Here is an 18,542-nt window from a genome sequence, read left to right as displayed (position 1 = left end):
GACTCGTGTGCCGTGGATACGACCCTGCCGGACCCCCTCGTCGATCACCTGCTCGACGGCCGCTACCGCGTCGAGGCGCGGGTGGCCGTGGGCGGCATGGCCACGGTCTACCGTGCCCTGGACACCCGCCTCGACCGGGTGCTCGCGCTCAAGGTGATGCACCCTTCGCTCGCCGCCGACCGGGCCTTCGTGGAGCGCTTCATCCGTGAGGCCAAGTCCGTGGCCCGGCTGGACCACGCCAATGTGGTGAGCGTCTTCGACCAGGGGACCGACGGCCACTACGTCTACCTCGCGATGGAGTACGTGGCGGGCTGCACCCTGCGCGACGTGCTGCGCGAGCGCGGGGCCCTGCGGCCGCGGGCCGCGCTCGACGTCGCCGAGCCGGTGCTGGCCGCGCTGGGTGCCGCGCACGTCGCGGGTCTGGTGCACCGCGACATGAAGCCGGAGAACGTGCTGATCGGCGACGACGGCAGGGTCAAGGTCGCCGACTTCGGGCTGGTGCGGGCCGTGGACACCCACACCACCAGCAGCACGGGTTCGGTGCTGGGCACGGTCGCCTACCTCGCCCCCGAGCAGATCGAGCAGAGCGATCAGGGCGCGGTCGACACCCGCGCGGACGTCTACGCGTGCGGCGTCGTGCTCTACGAGATGCTCACCGGCGCCAAGCCGCACACCGGCGGGACGGCGGCGCAGATCCTCTACCAGCACCTGCACGAGGACGTCCCGCCGCCCTCGGCGGCGGTGCCGGGCCTCGCCCCGCAGCTGGACGCGCTGGTGGCCGCCGCCACCGCCCGTGACCCGCGGCTGCGCCCGTCCGACGCGGTGGAGCTGCTGGCGATGGTCCGCGAGGCCCGCGCCGCGCTGACCGACGAGCAGCTGGACGCGGCGCCGCCGGCGGCGGCCCCGGCGCCGGAGCAGGCCGGCCCGGAGGACGCCACGAGCGTGATCCCGCGCGTGCCCGCGGCGGCGGACGACGCCACGAGCGTGCTGCCGCGCGTGCTGCCGGCCCAGGCGGCCGACGTCCACCACACAACGCGCCTGGAGACGCCGCCCGCGCCCTCGGCCCTGCCCTCCCAGGCCCCGCCGCCCCCGCGGGGGCTCGCGCGGCGGCTGCCGCACCGCTGGATCCTCGTCGCTGCCGCCGCCCTGCTGGCCGTGCTCGCCGGCACCGGCGTCTGGTACATCAACTCCGGGCAGTTCACGACCGTGCCGGCCGTGCTGGACATGCCCCAGGGCAAGGCGACCACCACGCTGGAGAAGGCCGGGCTGGGGGTGAAGTCCCGGGAGGAGTTCAGCGAGACCGTCGAGCGCGGCCATGTGATGTCGACCGACCCCAAGCCCGGCGACCGCATCCGCAACACCGGCAAGGTCACGCTCACCGTCTCCCGCGGCCCGCAGAAGGCGGAGGTGCCCAACGTCGTCGGCATGCCGCTCGACCAGGCCAAGCGGAAGATCGAGGCACAGGGGCTGACGGTCGGCGAGGTCGGCAAGCAGTTCAGCGACGAGACCCCCAAGGGCTCGGTGCTGGCCACCGACCCCAAGCCGGGCGTGCAGCGCCGGCCGGACTCGGCGGTGGCGCTCGTCGTCAGCCAGGGCAAGCAGCTGAACGTGCCGGACGTGACCGGGCAGCCCGTCGCGGCCGCCACCTCCGCGCTGCGGGACGCCGGGTTCCAGGTCGAGGTCGCAAACGAGCAGGTCTTCTCCGACCGGCCCCAGGGTGCCGTGGCCCAGCAGTCCCCGGGCAAGGGGACGCAGGCCGCCGAGGGCGACACGGTGACCCTCGTCGTCTCCAAGGGCAAGGAAATGATCGCGGTCCCCGACGTCACCGGAAAGAGTGAGGCCGAGGCGCGGAGGATCCTGACGGGCGCGGGGTTCGGCGTGAAGGTGGAACGGCCGTTCCTCTTCCCCAAGGACTCCGTGGAGAGCCAGTCCGTCCGGGCCGGCGAGCGGGCGGCCAAGGGCGACACCATCGTCGTCCGGATGAAGAGCGGATTCTGAACACCTCCATGAGCACGAGCACCACGATCACGTCCGGCCCGCTGCTCGGCCGCGCCCGCAACCCGGTCGGCGGCCACATCCCGGTGGCGGGCGGCCTCGCCAGGGTCGGCCTGCCCTACGCCCGGGAGATGGGCGCCGAGGCCGTGCAGGTCTTCGTCGCCAATCCGCGCGGCTGGGCGATGCCGCCCGGCAACCCCCGGCAGGACGAGGAGTTCCGCGCCGCCTGCGCGGACGAGGGGCTCCCGGTCTTCGTCCACGCCCCCTACCTGATCAACTTCGGCTCGCACACCGGGGCGACGGCCGAGCGGTCCGTGGAGTCGCTGCGGCACTCACTGCGTCGGGGGCGGGAGATCGGGGCGCGCGGCGTCGTCGTCCACACCGGCTCCGCCACCGGCGGACGGCACCGCGGCGAGGCCCTGGCCCAGGTCCGCGAGCGGCTGCTGCCCCTGCTCGACGAGCTCACCCACCCCTGCGACCCGCGGCTGCTGCTGGAGCCGACGGCAGGTCAGGGCGCGTCGCTGTGCTCATGGGTGGGCGATCTGGGCCCGTACTACGAGGTGCTGGACCACCACCCGAAACTCGGGGTCTGCCTGGACACCTGTCACGCCTTCGCCGCCGGGCACGACCTCGCCGGGCCGGGCGGGATGAAGCAGGCGCTCGACGAGCTGGTGGACGTGGTCGGCGAGGGCCGGCTGGGGCTGATTCACGCCAATGATTCCAAGGACGTCGTCGGCGCGCACAAGGACCGGCACGAGAACATCGGTTCCGGCCACATCGGCGCCGAGCCGTTCGCGGAGCTGTTCATCCATCCGGCGACGGCGGGCGTGCCGCTGACGATCGAGACGCCCGGCGGCAAGGAGGGACACGCCGCGGACGTGGCGCGGCTGAAGGCCCTTCGCGACGGCTGACGGCGGGGCCCGGCCGGGCTACAGCTCGGGGCCCTCGCCCGGCTGCTCCTGGTAGGAGTAGCGCTGCTCACGCCAGGGGTCGCCGATGTTGTGGTAGCCCCGCTCCTCCCAGAAGCCGCGCCGGTCGGCGGTCATGTACTCCACGCCGCGCACCCACTTGGGGCCCTTCCAGGCGTAGAGGTGCGGGACGACCAGCCGGACGGGGAAGCCGTGCTCGGCGGTGAGGAGTTCGCCGTCCTTGTGGGTGGCGAAAATGGTCTTGCCGTCGGTGAAGTCGGCGAGCCGCAGGTTCGAGCTGAAGCCGTACTCGGCCCACACCATCACATGCGTGACCTCCGCTGCGGGCGGGGCGAGTTCGAGGATCGTCCGGGCCGAAACCCCACCCCACTCGGCGCCGAGCATGCTGTACTTCGTGACGCAGTGCAGATCCGCCACGACCGTCGTGTACGGCAGCGCGGAGAACTCGTCGTGCGTCCAGCAGTGCTTGTCCCCGTCCGCCGTCGCACCGAAGACACGGAACTCCCAGCGGTCCGGCTTGAACCTCGGGACCGGGCCGTAGTGCGTCACCGGCCATCCGCGCTGGAGCCGCTGCCCCGGAGGCAGCGCGGGGGCCCCGACCGGCGGTGGCTCGGGGCTTTCCCCTTTGCGGCTTTCGGTGTTCTTGGAGGGCCCCATGGCTCAATGGTGTCAGACCTTGCGGGGTGCTGATGACCCGGGGCAGAGGTATCGGGGCAACTCCCACTAAGTGTGAACTTACTGGACGGCTTCGAAGGGCGGTGCGAGGATGCGCGCTACCTGCCCGTCATCCTCCCCGGACACCCGCCGGGAGGTGCCCCCAGGAAGGAGCCCTCGCGATGCAGGGCGACCCCGAGGTCATCGAGTTCCTCAATGAACAGCTGACTGCCGAGCTGACCGCGATCAACCAGTACTTCCTGCATGCGAAGCTGCAGGAGCACCACGGCTGGACGAAGATCGCGTCACACACCCGCGCGGAGTCGTTCGACGAGATGAAGCACGCGGAGGTGCTGACCGACCGCATCATCTTCCTGGAGGGGCTGCCCAACTACCAGCGGCTCTTCCACGTCCGCGTCGGCCAGACGATCAGCGAGATGTTCCAGGCCGACCGCCAGGTCGAGGTCGAGGCCATCGACCGCCTGCGGCGCGGCGTGGAGGTCATGCGGGCCAAGGGCGACATCACCTCGGCCAACATCTTCGAGTCGATCCTCGCGGACGAGGAGGATCACATCGACTACCTGGACACCCAGCTGGAGCTGCTCGACAAGCTCGGCGAGGCGCTGTACATCGCGCAGTTCATCGAGCAGGAGAACGGCGGCAGCCACTGAGGGGCCTCCACCACCGCTGCGCCCGGGGAACTCCTACACGCCCTGGGACTTAGGCGGCGGCCCGGTCGTCCGCGGCGGCGGAGGCCGGTATGAGCGCCACGTCGGCGCCCAGGACGTCGCTCTCACCGCGGTCGGTCAGCTCACGGCGCGGGCACGCGCCGCGGCCGAGCAGCGCCTGGATGCGGCGGACACAGCTGCCGCAGTCGGTGCCGGCCTTGCAGGCGGAGGCGATCTGCCGGGGCGTGCACGCCCCCTTGTCCGCGTGCTCGCGCACCTGCTGCTCCGTAATGCCGAAGCACGAGCAGACGTACACGCGGTCACCGCCTTGCGTTGGCCCGATAGGCCGAGTCGATCAATAAGGTTACCCTTACCTTACCCGTCTCGGCGGCCGAATAACAACGCGATGGGGCCCGGATCACAGATCCGGGCCCCATCGTCGTTACCTGCGGTTATTACTGGTCGCGGTACATCTCGGCGACCAGGAACGCCAGGTCCAGGGACTGGCTGCGGTTGAGGCGGGGGTCGCACGCCGTCTCGTAGCGCTGGTGCAGGTCGTCGACGAAGATCTCGTCGCCGCCGCCCACGCACTCGGTGACATCGTCACCGGTCAGCTCCACGTGGATGCCGCCCGGGTGGGTGCCCAGGCCCTTGTGGACCTCGAAGAAGCCCTTGACCTCGTCCAGCACGTCGTCGAAGCGACGGGTCTTGTGGCCCGAGGCCGCCTCGAAGGTGTTGCCGTGCATCGGGTCGCAGACCCAGGCCACCTGGGCGCCGGACGCCGTGACCTTCTCCACCAGGGTGGGGAGCTTGTCGCGGATCTTGTCCGCGCCCATCCGGGTGATGAAGGTCAGCCGGCCGGGCTCGCGCTCCGGGTCCAGCCGCTCGATGAGGGTCAGCGCCTCCTCGGGCGTCGTCGTCGGCCCGAGCTTCACCCCGATCGGGTTGCGGATCTTCGAGCAGAACTCGATGTGGGCGCCGTCCAGCTGCCGGGTGCGCTCACCGATCCAGACCATGTGGCCCGAGACGTCGTACAGCCGGCCGGTGCGCGAGTCCACGCGGGTCAGCGCGGACTCGTAGTCGAGCACCAGCGCCTCGTGGGAGGCGTAGAACTCGACCGTCTTGAACTCCTCCGGGTCCACCCCGCAGGCGTTCATGAAGTTCATCGCCCGGTCGATCTCGCGGGCCAGCTGCTCGTAGCGCTGGCCGGAGGGCGAGGACCGCACGAAGTCCTGGTTCCAGGCGTGCACCTGGCGCAGGTCGGCGTAGCCACCGGTGGTGAAGGCACGGACCAGGTTCAGCGTCGAGGCCGACGCCTGGTACATCCGCTTCAGCCGCTGCGGGTCCGGCGTGCGGGCCTCGGGCGTGAAGGCGAAGCCGTTGACGGAGTCGCCGCGGTAGGTCGGCAGGGTCACGCCGTCGCGGGTCTCGGTGGGCTTCGAGCGCGGCTTGCTGTACTGGCCGGCGATGCGGCCGACCTTCACCACGGGCACGGACCCGGCGTAGGTCAGCACCGCGCCCATCTGGAGCAGGGTCTTGAGCTTGTTGCGGATCTGGTCGGCGCCGACGGCGTCGAAGGCCTCCGCGCAGTCACCGCCCTGCAGCAGAAACGCCTCTCCACGGGCGACGGCTCCCAGGCGCTGGCGCAGCTGGTCGCACTCGCCCGCGAAGACGAGAGGCGGATAGGACTCGAGCTCGGCGATCACATCGCGCAGAGCCTCTTGGTCCGGCCAGTCAGGCTGCTGCGCCGCGGGCAGGGAGCGCCAGGTGTTGCCACCGGCGTGGATTTCAGCGTTCACGGTCACGCCTCAACATTACGGGGTCGCCGACGCCGCCCAGCGGCCGGACCGGACTCTGAGACGAATCCTGAGACGGCGCCGCCCATGAGTACGGACAAGCACTGCGCAAAATCCGGGACGCGAGCCCGTGGCGTCGGGTAGGGTGCCGCGCATGTACGTGCTGACGAGCCAGAATCAGAACTGGTGGTGGACCGCTCCTCCGGCGGCCCACTGATCGCGCGTATCCGACTCGCGAAGGCCGCCCCGAGGGGCGGCCTTCGGCGTCCCACCGGACGCCGGCCCGGGGCCGTTCCTCCCTCCCAGGAAGGAACGACCCGCATGACCACCACCGCAGCCCTTCTCGCCCGGCTGACCGCCCCCGGCTGCCCGCCCTTCGCCCTGCTCCACCGCCGCACCCCCGGGCTCCCCCACAGCCCCGCCGGGGAGACGGTCGAGCTGCTGCTCGGGCCCGTCACCGAGGTGGAACGGCTCGGCGACATCCCGCTGCCCACCGGGCCCGCCGCCCACGGCGGTCCGGTGCACGACGCCCTGGCCGTCGTCCCCTTCCGGCAGATCCGCGAGCGCGGCTTCGACGTCCGCGACGACGGCACCCCCCTGCTCGTCCTGCGCCCGGAAGAGACGCACGAGCTGCCGCTCGCCGAGACCCTCGCCGCCCTTCCGGCACACGAGGTGCGGGTCGAGGGCGGGGCCTTCGACATCGGCGACGAGGAGTACGCGGGCATCGTCCGGCGCGTCATCGAGGACGAGATCGGCACCGGCGAGGGCGCCAACTTCGTCATCCGGCGCAACTTCGAGGGCGAGATCCACGGCTGGACCGCCCACGACGCCCTCGCGCTCTTCCGCCGCCTGCTGGACGGTGAGCGCGGCGCCTACTGGACGTACGTCGTGCACACCGGCGAGCGCACCCTGGTGGGCGCCAGCCCCGAGGTGCATGTGCGCATGACCGGCGGAACGGTCGTGATGAACCCCATCAGCGGCACCTACCGCTATCCGGCGGGCGGCCCCTCGGCGGAGGGCCTGCTCGGCTTCCTGCACGACCGCAAGGAGGTGGAGGAGCTGTCCATGGTCGTGGACGAGGAACTGAAGATGATGTGCACCGTCGGCGACATGGGCGGCGTCGTCGTCGGCCCCCGGCTGCGCGAGATGGCCCACCTCGCGCACACCGAGTACGAGCTGCGCGGACGCTCCTCACTGGACGTCCGCGAGGTGCTGCGCGAGACGATGTTCGCCGCCACCGTCACCGGCTCGCCCGTCCAGAACGCCTGCCGCGTCATCGAGCGCTACGAACCGCAGGGCCGCCGCTACTACGCGGGCGCCCTCGCCCTCATCGGCCGCGACGCCGGCGGCGCGCAGACCCTGGACTCCCCCATCCTCATCCGCACCGCCGACATCGACCGCCGCGGCCGGCTGCGCGTGGCCGTCGGCGCCACGCTGGTGCGCCACTCCGATCCGCACGGCGAGGTCGCCGAGACCCACGCCAAGGCGGCCGGGGTCCTGGCCGCCCTCGGGGTGCGGCCGGCCCCCGTACGCACGGCGGCCACCCCGGCCGTACGGCTCGCGGACGACGTCCGGGTACGGGCCGCCCTCGACGCCCGCCGCGCGGATCTGGCCCCGTTCTGGCTCCGGATGCAGACCGCCGCGACCACTCCCGCGCTGAGGGGGCACGCGCTGGTCGTCGACGGCGAGGACACCTTCACGGCGATGCTCGCCCATCTGCTGCGCACCTCGGGCCTGACGGTGACCGTGCGCCGCTACGACGAGCCGGGCCTGCGGGACGCCGCGCTGGGCCACGAGGGCCCTGTGGTGCTGGGCCCCGGCCCCGGCGACCCGTCGGACACGGCCGACCCCAAGATGCGGATGCTGCGCGAGCTGGCGGCGGACCTTCTGCGCGGGCACCGCCACGGCCTGCTGGGGGTGTGCCTGGGGCACGAACTGATCGCGGCGGAGCTGGGGGTGGAGATCGTCCGCAAGCGGGTGCCCTTCCAGGGGGCGCAGGAGCGGATCGACTTCTTCGGGCGCCAGGAGACGGTCGGGTTCTACAACACCTTCACGGCGCGGTGCGACGACGCCGTGGCCGGCGAGCTGGGCATGCACGGGGTGACGGTCAGCCGCGACGCGGGGAGCGGTGATGTGCACTGCCTGCGGGGGCCCGGCTTCGCCGGGGTGCAGTTCCACCCCGAGTCGGTGCTGACGCTGAACGGTGTGGCGATCGTCGCCGAGCTGCTGAGCGCCGTCCTCGTGTGAACGGCCGGCCCGTCGCTCGGAAGCATGACGCTTCCGGGCGACGGGCCGGTGGGCACGGTCAGCCGAAGAACACCTTCACTTCCTCGTACATCTCCGCCGGCACCGTCTTCAGACGGGCCGTGGCCTCGGCCAGGGGAACGCGGACGATGTCCGCGCCCCGCAGCGCCACCATCGTCCCGAAGTCGCCGCCGTCCACGGCGGCCAGGGCGTGCAGCCCGAACCGGGTCGCGAGCCAGCGGTCGAACGCGCTCGGCGTGCCGCCGCGCTGCACGTGCCCGAGGACCGTGGTGCGGGCCTCCTTGCCCGTCCGGCGTTCGATCTCCTCCGCCAGCCACTCCCCCACCCCCGACAGGCGGACGTGGCCGAAGGAGTCCTGCGCGGAGGCGTTCTTGAGGATCAGGTCGCCGTCCAGCGGCATCGCGCCCTCCGCCACGACCACGATCGGGGCGTAGCTGGCGCGGAAGCGGGAGGTGACCCAGCCGCAGACCTCGTCGACGTCGAAGCGCTGCTCGGGGACGAGGATGACGTTGGCGCCCCCGGCGAGGCCGGAGTGCAGGGCGATCCAGCCCGCGTGCCGGCCCATGACCTCCACCACCAGTACGCGCATATGGGATTCGGCCGTGGTGTGCAGGCGGTCGATGGCCTCGGTGGCGATGTTGACGGCGGTGTCGAAGCCGAAGGTGTAGTCCGTGGCGGAGAGGTCGTTGTCGATGGTCTTGGGCACGCCGACGCAGCGGATGCCGTACTCCTCGTACAGCCGGGCGGCCACGCCCAGGGTGTCCTCGCCGCCGATGACGACGAGGGCGTCCACCGCGTACTGCTCGAGGGACTCCTTGATGCGGCGGACGCCGTCCGTCTCCTTGAAGGGGTTGGTCCGTGACGAGCCGAGGATCGTCCCGCCGCGCGGGAGGATGCCGCGTACGGCCGGGATGCCGAGGGGCGTGACGGCGCCGTGCAGCGGGCCGCGCCAGCCGTCCTTGAAGCCGATGAAGTCGTGGTCGTGGTCCTGGACGCCCTTGCGGACGACGGCGCGGATGACCGCGTTCAGCCCGGGGCAGTCGCCGCCGCCGGTCAGTACTCCGATCCGCATGCCGGACACCTTCCTTCCGCCGAAGGACGACCCCGGCCGCGGAAGGGCGGTCAGGCGTCGTCGAGGCCTCGCTCTATCGCGTAGCGGACGAGCTCCACGCGGTTGTGCAACTGGAGCTTGCCCAAGGTGTTCTGAACATGGTTCTGCACCGTGCGGTGGGAAATAACCAGGCGTTCGGCGATCTGCTTGTACGACAGACCCTTGGCCACGAGCCGGAGGACCTCGGTCTCGCGGTCGGTCAGCCGCGGCGCCTTGGGCTCGTCGGGGGCGGCCGGGGCGGGGTCGGCGGCCAGCCTGCGGTACTCGCCGAGGACGAGCCCGGCCAGCCCCGGGGTGAAGACGGGGTCTCCGGCGGCGGTGCGGCGCACCGCGTCCAGCAGCTCCTCCGTGCTGGCCGACTTGAGCAGGTAGCCGGTGGCGCCGGACTTGACGGCCTCGAGGACGTCCGCGTGCTCGCCGCTGGCGGAGAGCACCAGGACGCGCAGGCCGGGCTGTTCGGCGACCAGTTCCTTGCAGACGGCGGCGCCCGGCAGGCCGGGCAGGTTGAGGTCGAGCACCAGCACGTCGGGGACGGCGGCCTTGGCGCGGCGCACGGCCTGCGGGCCGTCGCCGGCGGTGGCGACCACGTCGTAGCCGGCGGCGGCCAGGTCGCGGGCGACCGCGTCGCGCCACATCGGGTGGTCGTCGACGACCATCACCCTGACCTGCTCTGTCTCTGTGCTCATCGTGTGCCCTCGCTCCCCCGTGGAACCTTCGGAACTCTCAGTTCGACCTCGGTGCCCTGTCCCGGCACGGACACCAGATCGGCCGTGCCGCCCAGGTCCCGCAGGCGGCCGCGGATGGACAGGGCGACGCCCATGCGCCCCTCCCGCTCCGCGTCCGCGAGCCGTCCCTCGGGGATGCCCGGTCCGTCGTCCCGGACGGTGACGATCACCTCGCCGGGTTCGTCCTCGAGCAGGATCCAGGCCTGGGCGTCCTGGCCGGCGTGCTTGGCGACATTGTCCAGCGCGGCGCTGACGGCGGCCGCCAGTTCCGCGGCCGCGGCCGCCTCCAGCAGGACGGCGGTGCCGGGGGCGGAGAAGGTGACGGTGGCGCCGGCGTGCGGCGCGAGCAGGGCGCGCAGGTCGCAGGGGCCGACCGGCGGGGCGGGGGCGGGGCGCACGGTGCGCACGAGCTCGGCGTCCTCGGCGAGCCGGTCGGCGGAGGGCTGCGGGGGCACCAGGCCGCCGGCCACCAGGGTGCGCAGCGCGATCTCCTGTTCGCCGGCCATCCTGCCCAGCTCGGCGGCCTCGCCGCCGAGCGCGGCGCCGCGCCGCTGCACCATGGCCAGGACCTGCAGGACGCTGTCGTGGATGTCGCGGGCCAGCCGCTCGCGTTCGCGGGTGGCGGCCTCGATCTGCAGGGCGCGGGCGAGGGTGCGCTCACTGGCGCGGGCGACCTCGACGATGTAGCCGACGGCGATGCTGGAGACCCACACCAGGACCACGTTGTGGACGGTGTCGCGGGCCGGACCGCCGCGCTCGACGAGGTTGGCGACCGCGACGAGCGTGGAGCCGACCGCCGCCCAGCGCCAGCCGCCCTTGATGGCCATGCCCAGGACGGCGCCGCCGGCCCAGATGGACGGGAGGGTGGCCGCGCCTCCGTCGATCCGCTCGGCGGTGTCGAGCACCGCGGTGAGCAGGATTCCGGCGATCGCGATCGTCAGGTCGGCGATCAGGAACGACTTCGTGCAGCGCTCGGCCGAGGTGACCCGGTTCCAGGTCAGCAGCGTCCACAGGGTCAGTACGCCCATGTAGAGCGCGGCGCCGAGCGGATGGGCGTACTCGCGGTGGTTGAGGAGGAAGAGCGCGAGCGCGTAGCCGAGGGTGAGGATCCGGTAGCCGGTCAGGGCCCGCCACAGCGGCAGCTCCACCGACATCCGTACGGAACGCGGGCGGCGTCGCCCGGTGCGCTGTGCCATGAACCGCCCCCCACCCCGGGCGACCTTACGCCTCGGACTTGTGCTCCGCCTTCTTTCCCGCCTTGTCGAGCCCGGCGGCCTTCGCCGCCTTCTCCTCCTCGGCCTGCCGCTTCGCCTCCTCCGCGATCTGCCGCTTGGCGGCGGTCGCGTAGATGTCGACGTACTCCTGGCCGGAGAGCTTCATGATCTCGTACATGACCTCGTCGGTCACCGAGCGGAGGATGAAGCGGTCGCCGTCCATGCCGTGGTAGCGGCTGAAGTCCAGCGGCTTGCCGATCCGGATGCCCGGCCGGATCATCTTCGGCAGGACCTTGCCCGGCGGCTGCACCTTCTCGGTGTCGATCATCGCCACCGGGATCACGGGGGCGCCGGTGGCCAGCGCCACCCGGGCCAGCCCGCCGGGCTTGCCGCGGTAGAGGCGGCCGTCCGGGGACCGGGTGCCCTCGGGGTAGATGCCGAAGAGCTCACCGCGCTCCAGCACCTCGATGCCGCTCTTGATCGCGGCCTCGCCGGCGCCCCGGGCGCCCGAGCGGTCGACGGGGAGCTGGCCCACGCCCTTGAAGAAGGCCGCCGTCAGCTTCCCCTTGACCCCGGGAGAGGTGAAGTACTCCTGCTTGGCGATGAAGGTGATCTTGCGATCGAGCACCGCGGGCAGGAAGAAGGAGTCCGAGAAGGACAGGTGGTTGCTCGCCAGGATGGCGGGCCCCTCGGCCGGTACGTTCTCCAAGCCCTCCACCCACGGCCTGAAGGCAAGCTTCAGCGACCCGCCGATGGACAGCTTCATTGCGCCGTAGAACAACCGAGAACCTCCTGTGTGTGACGAGGAGACCTTAACCTGCCTACCCGCCGTGCGGCGCTCCGCGTAGGCTGAGGGCCAGAGCCTTCCTTGTCCCGTTGTCCCGTTCCATCGATCGGAGATCCCGGTGCCGTTCCTGCCCGGTGCCGAGCCGTTCCGCCATGAGGGCGGAGAGGTCGGCGTCCTTGTGTGTCACGGCTTCACCGGCTCCCCGCAGTCCGTAAGGCCCTGGGCCGATTATCTCGCGGAGCGGGGTCTGACGGTCTCGCTGCCCCTGCTTCCCGGGCACGGCACCCGCTGGCAGGACATGGCGGTCACGGGCTGGGAGGACTGGTACGCGGAGGTCGACCGCGAGCTGCACCGGCTCCGGGAGAAGTGCTCGAGCGTCTTCGTGTGCGGGCTGTCGATGGGCGGGGCGCTGACGCTGCGGCTGGCCGCCAAGCACGGCGACGCCGTCTCCGGCATCGTGCTGGTCAACCCCGCCAACAAGGTGCACGGCCTGGCCGCGAAGGCCCTGCCGGTGGTGCGCCACCTGATCCCCACCACCGCGGGCATCGCCGACGACATCGCCAAGCCGGGCGGCCGGGAGATCGGCTACGACCGGGTGCCGCTGCACGCCGCGTACTCCTTCCGGCGCGGGCTGCAGCGGCTGGACTCCGAGCTGCCGCAGGTCACCCAGCCGCTGCTGCTGATGCACAGCCCCGAGGACCATGTGGTGCCGCCGGCCGACTCGGCCCGCATCCTGGCGCGGGTCTCCTCGCGCGACGTCACCGAGCGGCTGCTGGAGAACAGCTACCACGTGGCGACGCTGGACCACGACGCCCCCTCGATCTTCGAGCACACGTATGCCTTCATCGAGCGGCTGTCCGTCGGCAGTCGGGAGGCGGCCTCCCGTGGCTGAGCACGACGCGGGCCGCGACCGCGACGACAGCCGCGACCCGCTGGACGAGGACCGGGCCTGGGCGGAGCTCGTGGCGGCGTACGGCGAGCAGCCGGACCCGGAGAAGGGCCGCTGGCCCGCCTCCGGCGACGTCAAGGACACCCCCGAGGCCCCGGAGGCGCCGGACGCCCCGGCAGCCGGCGACGGTGGCGCCACGCCCCCGGCGGCGGGCAGGCCCGCGCCGGAACGTCCCGGCGGGTTCATCGTCTACGCCCCCGGGGTGGGCCCCCGCGACTGGAGCGCGCCCGAGTCCGCCACCGCGTCCGACGGCGACGACGATGCGGAGGAGCCCGACGAGGGCCATTTCGTGCCCCCTGAGCCGCCGCCGCTGCCGACGGGCGATGTGACGTCCCGCTTCGCGTGGATCGCGGTGCTGGGCGGTCCGCTGCTGCTGCTCGTCATGGTGCTGCTGCGGCAGGAGCTGACGTGGTGGCTCACCACGCTGGGGGTGGGCGGTTTCCTGGGGGGCTTCGCCACGCTCGTCCTGCGGATGAAGGACAACGACGACGAGGACGACGACGATCCGGGGCGCGGCGCGGTCGTCTGAGACGGTCGTCCCGCCCGGTCGTCCGGCCTCAGGCCGTCGCCGGCACCCGCAGCGCGGCCAGCACCGGCAGGTGGTCCGTGGCCGCCCGCAGGTCCGCCTCCCGCACGCCCGGCAGGCCCATCGGCACCCCGCAGCCCAGCACCCGGACGTCGTGCGTGGCGAAGACCGCGTCGATGCGCTGGAGCGGGTCGTCCAGCCGCGTGGTGTGCTCGCGCCCCCACGGCTCGACGGCCCAGCCGTCCTGCAGGGTGCCGGCCAGCAGCCCGAAGGTGCGCCCGTCGGGGCGGTCGTTGAGGTCGCCGGCGACGACGGCGTGCGGCACGTCCAGCGCGCCCAGGTGGTCCAGCAGCAGCCGCCCCTGCCCGTACCGCTCGTCGGCATTGATGCTCAGGTGGCAGCTGATCACCCCGAGCCGGGCCCGCCCGAAGCGCAGGACGGCCGTCGCCAGTCCGCGCTGGTGCAGGGCGGGCGTCCGGGGCAGCAGGACGTCCCCCGCGCGCTCGACGTGGGCGCGCAGCGAGGTGAGGATCATCGGGCCGGAGGCCGTGCCGCCGCCCGTGGTGTACACCAGCTCGGCCTCGCGGGCGAGGCGGGCGGCGGCCTTGCGCCAGCGGAAGAAGCGCGGTGCCTCCTGGACGCAGACGACGTCGGGGGCACAGGCCCGGATGACCCGGGCCAGTGCCGCCACGTCGTCGCGCATCGAGCGGATGTTGTAGGAGAGCACCCGCACGACGGCGGTGCCGTCGGACTCCGTACGGGACGCCGGGAGGTCCTTCAGCACCGCTACCCCTTTCCGCCGCTGTGGCGAGTGCGTCAGCCCTGACGTGCGAGGTCGGCGGCGCCCACCAGGCCCGCCTTGCCGCCCAGCTGCGCGGCCAGAACCTGCGCGTGGGGGCGCCACTGGCCGCCGACCAGCCAGCGGCGGAAGGACTTGCGGATGGGGTCCAGGACGAGGTCGCCCTCGTCCGAGACGCCGCCGCCGACGATGAACGCCGAGGGGTCGAAGAGCGAGGCCAGGTCGGCCAGGCCCGCGCCGGCCCAGCGGGCGAGCTCGCGGAAGGAGTCGATGGCGACCGGGTCGCCCTGGCGGGCGGCGTCGCTGATGTGCTTGCCCTCGATGCCCTCGGGGGTGCCGTCGCCCAGGCCGAGGAGGATCTCGGCGTTCTCCGGGGTGGCCTGGGCACGCTGCCTGGCGTAGCGGACCAGGGCGCGGCCGGAGGCGTACTGCTCCCAGCAGCCCTGGCTGCCGCAGCCGCACAGCAGGCCGTCGGGGACGACGCGGATGTGGCCGAACTCGGCGGCCACGCCGAAGCGGCCGCGGCGCAGCTTGTTGCCGATGATGATGCCGCCGCCCAGGCCGGTGCCCAGGGTGATGCAGATGACGTCGTCGTGGCCCTTGCCGGCGCCGAAGCGGTACTCGCCCCAGGCGGCGGCGTTGGCGTCGTTCTCGACGACGACGGGGAGGCCGACGCGCTGCTCGACCTTGTCCTTGAGCGCCTCGTGCCGCCAGTTGATGTTCGGGGCGAACAGGACCGTGGCCCGCTTGTCGTCCACGTAGCCGGCGGCGCCGATGCCGACGGCCTCGATCGCGTGGCCCTCGCTGACCGTGCGCACCGCGTCCGCGATGGCGTCGATGACGCCCTCGGGGGTGTCCGGGGTCGGCACCTTGCACGTCGCGAGGATCGAGCCCTCTTCGTCGACCACGCCGGCCGCGATCTTCGTGCCGCCGATGTCGACGCCGATGGTGAGTCCCATGTATCCCTCAGTTTTTCGCTCGAACCCCGCCGCGACCCACCGTACCCGAGGGGGAGATCAGTCGAGGTCGATGCGTTCGCTTCCGCCGCCCGTACCCTCGCCGTTGCCCGGCTCGCGCGGCTCGCGCGCGGGCTCGTCGCGGGTCCAGCGCGCCTCCTGGCCCTGGACGGCGGCGCGGTAGGCGGCCAGCAGTTCGGAGCCGGCCGCGGCGAGGTGGTCGAAGACCTCGGGGTTGCGCTCGATGACGGGCTCGACGGCGGCCTTGGCCTGCGCGACGAGCTGCTGCACCGCGCCCTGGGCGGCGCCGGCGGCGGCGGGCAGCTGGAAGGCGGAGACCTTGTCGGCGACGGCGTCGACGAGCTTGCGCAGTTCCTCGGCGGCGCTGCCCGGTTCGTACCCGGCGCCGGACTCCTCGCGGCGGCGGGCGTTCTCGGCGGCGAGGTCCTCGGCGCAGGCCCGCTCCCACGCGTCGTGGTCGGGCGCCGGGCCGGTGCCGGGGCGCTCGGTGGGATCGCTCATGACGGACTCCTGCGGGCTGGATTTTCCTTCGACGTTACCCGAACGACGCGGCGCCGTTCAGCGGGTGCCCGGCCACAGGCCGGGATCGGGTATGAAGCGCACGCACAGCGCCCCGTCGCGCAGCCCGGCCCCGGCGACGGTGCAGCGGCGCAGGGCGGAGGGCAGGGGCAGGACGCGGCGGAACGGCCCGACGCCGACGACCAGTTCGTCGCCGCGGCGCACCAGGCCGAGGCCGTCGCGTTCGGCGCCGGGCAGCGGGAGCCGCCAGACGAGCATGCCGTCCGTGGCCAGGCGGTCCTCGACGGTCCAGGGGTCGCCGTCCCGGGCGCTCGCGCCGGTGGGGGCGGCGCCCGCGGCCAGGGCGGCCAGGTCCCCGGCGCCGCGCGGGGCGCGGCCCAGGTGCGGCAGGTCGCGCACGGTGACGCCGTCGGCGAGGAACTCCTCGCACAGGGCGCGGTGGGCGGTGCGCTGTTCGTCGGCGAGGGCGGCGAGCCAGGGGTCGTCGCTGTCGGCGGGCAGCAGCCGGTTCGCCACGAGCGAATCGATACGGCAGCCCTGCAGGGCGAGGCCGGCGCGGGCGGTGCGCAGGGCCTCGTTGGTGAGCGGGCCCGGCTCGGCGACCAGGCGGACGGTGGTGCCGTCGGCCTCGATGACCTGCTGCACGGCGGTCAGCTCGCGCTGCCAGTGCTCGGCGGTGTCGTAGAGCCGCTGGGCGGGCATCGGCACGCCGGCCAGCTGGGCGAGCATGGGCCGCAGGGCGCGGGCCGCCTGGCGCTCGGGGGGCAGCAGGCGGCGCAGGTAGCGGCCGAGTTGTTCGGGCAGGGCGAGCAGGCGCACGGTCTCGTGCGCGGGCGGCATGTCGACGACGAGGAGGTCCCACCGCTCGGCGTCGGCGTGGGCGGCGCGCAGGGCGGCGAGGACGGCCAGCGGCTCGGCGCCGGGGAGTTCGGTGAGTTCCTCGGGGTCGAGGGGGGCGGCACCGAGGAGGTCGAAGAGGGAGGTGCCGCGGTCCTGCAGGTCGCCGGCCAGGGCGCGGAAGTGCTCGCCGGTGCCCACGCGGGCGGCCCACAGCCCCGGGGCGGCCTCGACGGGCGGCGCCCAGGGCGTCCGGGCGTCGCCGCCCTCGGCGGGCAGCGCGGTGCCGAGCACCGCGTCGGGGGCGGGGCCGCGGTCGCAGGTGAGCAGCAGCACGCGGCGCCCGGCGCGGGCGGCGGCCAGCGCCGTGGCCGCCGCGACGGTGGTGCGGCCCGCGCCGCCGGGACCGGTGACGAGGACCGTACGCAAGGTGGAGCCTCCAGCGGGTCGGTGCGTGTCCGGTGGGTCAGGCCGTCAGGCAGCCGGCCCGCTCTCGACGCGCTGCTTGAGGCCCTCGAGGGCGCGGTCGATGATGACCTTCTCCGCCTTGCGCTTGATCATGCCGAGCATGGGGATCTTCACGTCCACGGTGAGCTGGTAGGTCACCTTGGTGTGCTTGCCGCCCGCCTCGGGCTCCAGGCTGTAGGAGCCGTCGAGCTGGCGCAGCATCTGGGACCTGTCCAGCGACCACTCGACGACGTTCTCGGCGGGCCAGCTGTAGTTGAGGGTGTGGTCGTCCTTGATGGCGCCGGCGTCCAGGACCAGTCGCACCTTGCGGGCGCGGCCCTGCTCGTCCTGCTCCAGCACCTCGGCCTGCTTGACCTCGCCCGTCCACTCCGGATAGCGGCCGAAGTCGGCGATCACCGACATGACCTCGGCCGGCGTCGCCTCGATCGTGATGCTCGAGCTGGTGTGTTCCGCCATCTGCGGGCTCCTCCGTACCGGTGCGCGACCTCGACTTTGTGTGCTGCCGGTGAAGGCTACCTCGCGCTGCGCGTCACCACTCCAGCACCCAGGGTGTCCCGCCCGCCGCGAAGTGGCCGACGTTGACGCACTCGGTGGCGCCGATGCGCATCCGGCGGGCGAGCGGCTGGTGGACGTGGCCGAAGAGGGCGTACTTGGGGCGGGTGGCGCGGATGGTCTCCAGCAGGGCGGAGCTGCCGCGCTCGAAGCGGCGGGCGACGGTGTCGTAGCAGAGCTCGGGCACGTCGGGCGGGATGTGCGAGCACAGCACGTCGACCTCGCCGAGGGCGGCGAGCTTGGCGGCGTAGGTCTCGTCGTCGACCTCGTAGGGGGTGCGCATGGGCGAGCGCAGGCCGCCGCCGACGAAGCCGAAGACCAGGCCGCCGATCTCGACCCGCTCGCCGTCGAGGACGGTGGTGCCGGGCCGGGCGTACTCGGGCCACAGCGGCGGGATGTCGACGTTGCCGTAGGTGGCGTAGGTGGGCGTGGGGAAGGCGGCGAAGAGCTCCGCGTACTGCTTGCGGACGGCGGCCTCGACGACGGCGGCCCGGTCGACGCCGTCCCACAGCGCGCGGGAGAGCTCGCGGGCCTCCTCGAAGCGGCGGGCGGTGCGCAGCTCGACGATGCGGTCGGCGGCCTCGACGCCGAACAGCTCGGGGAAGATGCCGCGCGAGTGGTCGGCGTAGTCGAGGAAGAGGACGAGGTCCCCGAGGCAGATCAGGGCGTCGGCGCCGTCCCCGGCCCGCGCCAGGCCCTCGGCGTTGCCGTGTACGTCGCTGACCACGTGGACTCGCATACCGATCACCCTAGGCGCTGCGCCCGCGCCGG

20 protein-coding genes are annotated in these 18,542 nt (G+C 72.9%); 7 read left to right on the top strand and 13 right to left on the bottom strand.

Annotated features, from left to right (window positions below; all coding sequences use genetic code 11):
• Nucleotides 1-12: 12 nt before the first annotated feature.
• Nucleotides 13-1,998, top strand: coding sequence for a Stk1 family PASTA domain-containing Ser/Thr kinase (gene pknB / locus ACIG36_RS03885; RefSeq protein WP_399921359.1), 1,986 nt, complete (start codon nt 13-15; stop codon nt 1,996-1,998).
• 8 nt (nt 1,999-2,006) lie between these two features.
• Entirely contained in the window at nt 2,007-2,906 is a 900-nt protein-coding gene (locus tag ACIG36_RS03880; RefSeq protein WP_399921356.1) for a deoxyribonuclease IV, read from the top strand.
• A gap of 18 nt (nt 2,907-2,924) precedes the next feature.
• Here the strand turns inward: ACIG36_RS03880 and ACIG36_RS03875 are convergent, their stop codons facing one another.
• Nucleotides 2,925-3,581, bottom strand: coding sequence for a sulfite oxidase-like oxidoreductase (locus tag ACIG36_RS03875; RefSeq protein WP_399921353.1), 657 nt, complete (start codon nt 3,579-3,581; stop codon nt 2,925-2,927).
• A gap of 179 nt (nt 3,582-3,760) precedes the next feature.
• On the opposite strand from ACIG36_RS03875, the gene bfr reads away from it, so the two are divergent.
• Nucleotides 3,761-4,249: a bacterioferritin gene (gene bfr, locus ACIG36_RS03870; protein WP_399921350.1), complete on the top strand. Its 489-nt coding sequence runs from the start codon at nt 3,761-3,763 to the stop codon at nt 4,247-4,249.
• Nucleotides 4,250-4,298: 49 nt separating this feature from the next.
• On the opposite strand, the gene ACIG36_RS03865 is transcribed toward bfr, so the two are convergent.
• Nucleotides 4,299-4,562: a bacterioferritin-associated ferredoxin gene (locus ACIG36_RS03865; protein ID WP_399921346.1), complete on the bottom strand. Its 264-nt coding sequence runs from the start codon at nt 4,560-4,562 to the stop codon at nt 4,299-4,301.
• Nucleotides 4,563-4,701: 139 nt separating this feature from the next.
• On the bottom strand, nt 4,702-6,051 hold the full coding sequence (locus ACIG36_RS03860; protein WP_399921343.1) for a class II 3-deoxy-7-phosphoheptulonate synthase: 1,350 nt from the start codon (nt 6,049-6,051) through the stop codon (nt 4,702-4,704).
• A 145-nt stretch (nt 6,052-6,196) separates the two neighbouring features.
• On the opposite strand from ACIG36_RS03860, the gene ACIG36_RS03855 reads away from it, so the two are divergent.
• Together ACIG36_RS03855 and ACIG36_RS03850 are read left to right on the top strand one after the other, a co-directional pair.
• A complete protein-coding gene (locus ACIG36_RS03855; protein WP_399922189.1) occupies nt 6,197-6,259 on the top strand; it encodes a trp operon leader peptide in 63 nt (20 codons plus the stop codon).
• A gap of 104 nt (nt 6,260-6,363) precedes the next feature.
• A complete protein-coding gene (locus ACIG36_RS03850; RefSeq protein ID WP_399921340.1) occupies nt 6,364-8,289 on the top strand; it encodes an anthranilate synthase family protein in 1,926 nt (641 codons plus the stop codon).
• Between the two features lie 58 nt (nt 8,290-8,347).
• Here ACIG36_RS03850 and ACIG36_RS03845 read toward each other — a convergent pair whose 3' ends face one another.
• The 4 genes from ACIG36_RS03845 to ACIG36_RS03830 are packed head-to-tail and all read right to left on the bottom strand — an operon-like array spanning nt 8,348 to nt 12,138.
• Complete coding sequence (locus ACIG36_RS03845) at nt 8,348-9,379, bottom strand: 6-phosphofructokinase (protein WP_399921337.1); 1,032 nt, start codon at nt 9,377-9,379, stop codon at nt 8,348-8,350.
• Between the two features lie 50 nt (nt 9,380-9,429).
• Nucleotides 9,430-10,104, bottom strand: coding sequence for a response regulator (locus tag ACIG36_RS03840; RefSeq protein ID WP_399921334.1), 675 nt, complete (start codon nt 10,102-10,104; stop codon nt 9,430-9,432).
• Nucleotides 10,101-11,339 (bottom strand): MacS family sensor histidine kinase, encoded by a 1,239-nt coding sequence (gene macS / locus ACIG36_RS03835; RefSeq protein WP_399921331.1) that lies wholly within the window; start codon nt 11,337-11,339, stop codon nt 10,101-10,103. Before macS ends, ACIG36_RS03840 begins: the two co-directional genes overlap by 4 nt.
• Before the next feature lie 25 nt (nt 11,340-11,364).
• A complete protein-coding gene (locus tag ACIG36_RS03830; RefSeq protein WP_399921328.1) occupies nt 11,365-12,138 on the bottom strand; it encodes a lysophospholipid acyltransferase family protein in 774 nt (257 codons plus the stop codon).
• 124 nt (nt 12,139-12,262) lie between these two features.
• On the opposite strand from ACIG36_RS03830, the gene ACIG36_RS03825 reads away from it, so the two are divergent.
• Together ACIG36_RS03825 and ACIG36_RS03820 are read left to right on the top strand one after the other, a co-directional pair.
• Entirely contained in the window at nt 12,263-13,036 is a 774-nt protein-coding gene (locus ACIG36_RS03825; RefSeq protein ID WP_399921325.1) for an alpha/beta hydrolase, read from the top strand.
• Nucleotides 13,029-13,622 (top strand): hypothetical protein, encoded by a 594-nt coding sequence (locus tag ACIG36_RS03820; protein WP_399921323.1) that lies wholly within the window; start codon nt 13,029-13,031, stop codon nt 13,620-13,622. The genes ACIG36_RS03825 and ACIG36_RS03820 overlap by 8 nt, the downstream gene beginning before the upstream one ends.
• 28 nt (nt 13,623-13,650) lie before the next feature.
• On the opposite strand, the gene ACIG36_RS03815 is transcribed toward ACIG36_RS03820, so the two are convergent.
• From ACIG36_RS03815 to ACIG36_RS03790, 6 genes are all read right to left on the bottom strand, one after another.
• Nucleotides 13,651-14,403: an endonuclease/exonuclease/phosphatase family protein gene (locus ACIG36_RS03815; protein WP_399921320.1), complete on the bottom strand. Its 753-nt coding sequence runs from the start codon at nt 14,401-14,403 to the stop codon at nt 13,651-13,653.
• 32 nt (nt 14,404-14,435) lie between these two features.
• Nucleotides 14,436-15,377 carry an ROK family glucokinase gene (locus ACIG36_RS03810; protein ID WP_399921317.1) on the bottom strand — a complete coding sequence of 314 codons (942 nt, stop codon included), beginning with the start codon at nt 15,375-15,377 and terminating at the stop codon, nt 14,436-14,438.
• Nucleotides 15,378-15,434: 57 nt separating this feature from the next.
• On the bottom strand, nt 15,435-15,896 hold the full coding sequence (locus tag ACIG36_RS03805; RefSeq protein ID WP_399921314.1) for a DUF5304 domain-containing protein: 462 nt from the start codon (nt 15,894-15,896) through the stop codon (nt 15,435-15,437).
• A gap of 57 nt (nt 15,897-15,953) precedes the next feature.
• The gene (locus tag ACIG36_RS03800; protein ID WP_399921312.1) at nt 15,954-17,180 is read right to left on the bottom strand and encodes an ArsA-related P-loop ATPase; all 1,227 of its coding nucleotides are present in this window, start codon (nt 17,178-17,180) and stop codon (nt 15,954-15,956) included.
• 45 nt (nt 17,181-17,225) lie between these two features.
• Nucleotides 17,226-17,675, bottom strand: a complete 450-nt coding sequence (locus ACIG36_RS03795) for an SRPBCC family protein (RefSeq protein ID WP_399921309.1) — start codon at nt 17,673-17,675, stop codon at nt 17,226-17,228.
• Nucleotides 17,676-17,748: 73 nt separating this feature from the next.
• The gene (locus ACIG36_RS03790; protein ID WP_399921306.1) at nt 17,749-18,510 is read right to left on the bottom strand and encodes a metallophosphoesterase; all 762 of its coding nucleotides are present in this window, start codon (nt 18,508-18,510) and stop codon (nt 17,749-17,751) included.
• Nucleotides 18,511-18,542 lie beyond the last annotated feature (32 nt).

The sequence above is a fragment of the Streptomyces sp. NPDC053048 genome (assembly GCF_044547045.1).
GTDB lineage: Bacteria > Actinomycetota > Actinomycetes > Streptomycetales > Streptomycetaceae > Streptomyces.
The sequence above is the reverse complement of the archived record's forward strand: the minus strand, read 5'-3'. Positions and strand labels throughout refer to the sequence as shown.

Excerpts from the sequence above, each read along its gene's own strand:
- ACIG36_RS03880 (WP_399921356.1), top strand. The coding sequence starts at position 2,007 with ATGAGCACGAGCACCACGATCACGTCCGGCCCGCTGCTCGGCCGCGCC.
- ACIG36_RS03875 (WP_399921353.1), bottom strand. The coding sequence starts at position 3,581 with ATGGGGCCCTCCAAGAACACCGAAAGCCGCAAAGGGGAAAGCCCCGAG.
- bfr (WP_399921350.1), top strand. The coding sequence starts at position 3,761 with ATGCAGGGCGACCCCGAGGTCATCGAGTTCCTCAATGAACAGCTGACT.
- ACIG36_RS03850 (WP_399921340.1), top strand. The coding sequence starts at position 6,364 with ATGACCACCACCGCAGCCCTTCTCGCCCGGCTGACCGCCCCCGGCTGC.
- ACIG36_RS03845 (WP_399921337.1), bottom strand. The coding sequence starts at position 9,379 with ATGCGGATCGGAGTACTGACCGGCGGCGGCGACTGCCCCGGGCTGAAC.
- ACIG36_RS03840 (WP_399921334.1), bottom strand. The coding sequence starts at position 10,104 with ATGAGCACAGAGACAGAGCAGGTCAGGGTGATGGTCGTCGACGACCAC.
- macS (WP_399921331.1), bottom strand. The coding sequence starts at position 11,339 with ATGGCACAGCGCACCGGGCGACGCCGCCCGCGTTCCGTACGGATGTCG.
- ACIG36_RS03810 (WP_399921317.1), bottom strand. The coding sequence starts at position 15,377 with ATGGGACTCACCATCGGCGTCGACATCGGCGGCACGAAGATCGCGGCC.
- ACIG36_RS03805 (WP_399921314.1), bottom strand. The coding sequence starts at position 15,896 with ATGAGCGATCCCACCGAGCGCCCCGGCACCGGCCCGGCGCCCGACCAC.
- ACIG36_RS03795 (WP_399921309.1), bottom strand. The coding sequence starts at position 17,675 with ATGGCGGAACACACCAGCTCGAGCATCACGATCGAGGCGACGCCGGCC.
- ACIG36_RS03790 (WP_399921306.1), bottom strand. The coding sequence starts at position 18,510 with ATGCGAGTCCACGTGGTCAGCGACGTACACGGCAACGCCGAGGGCCTG.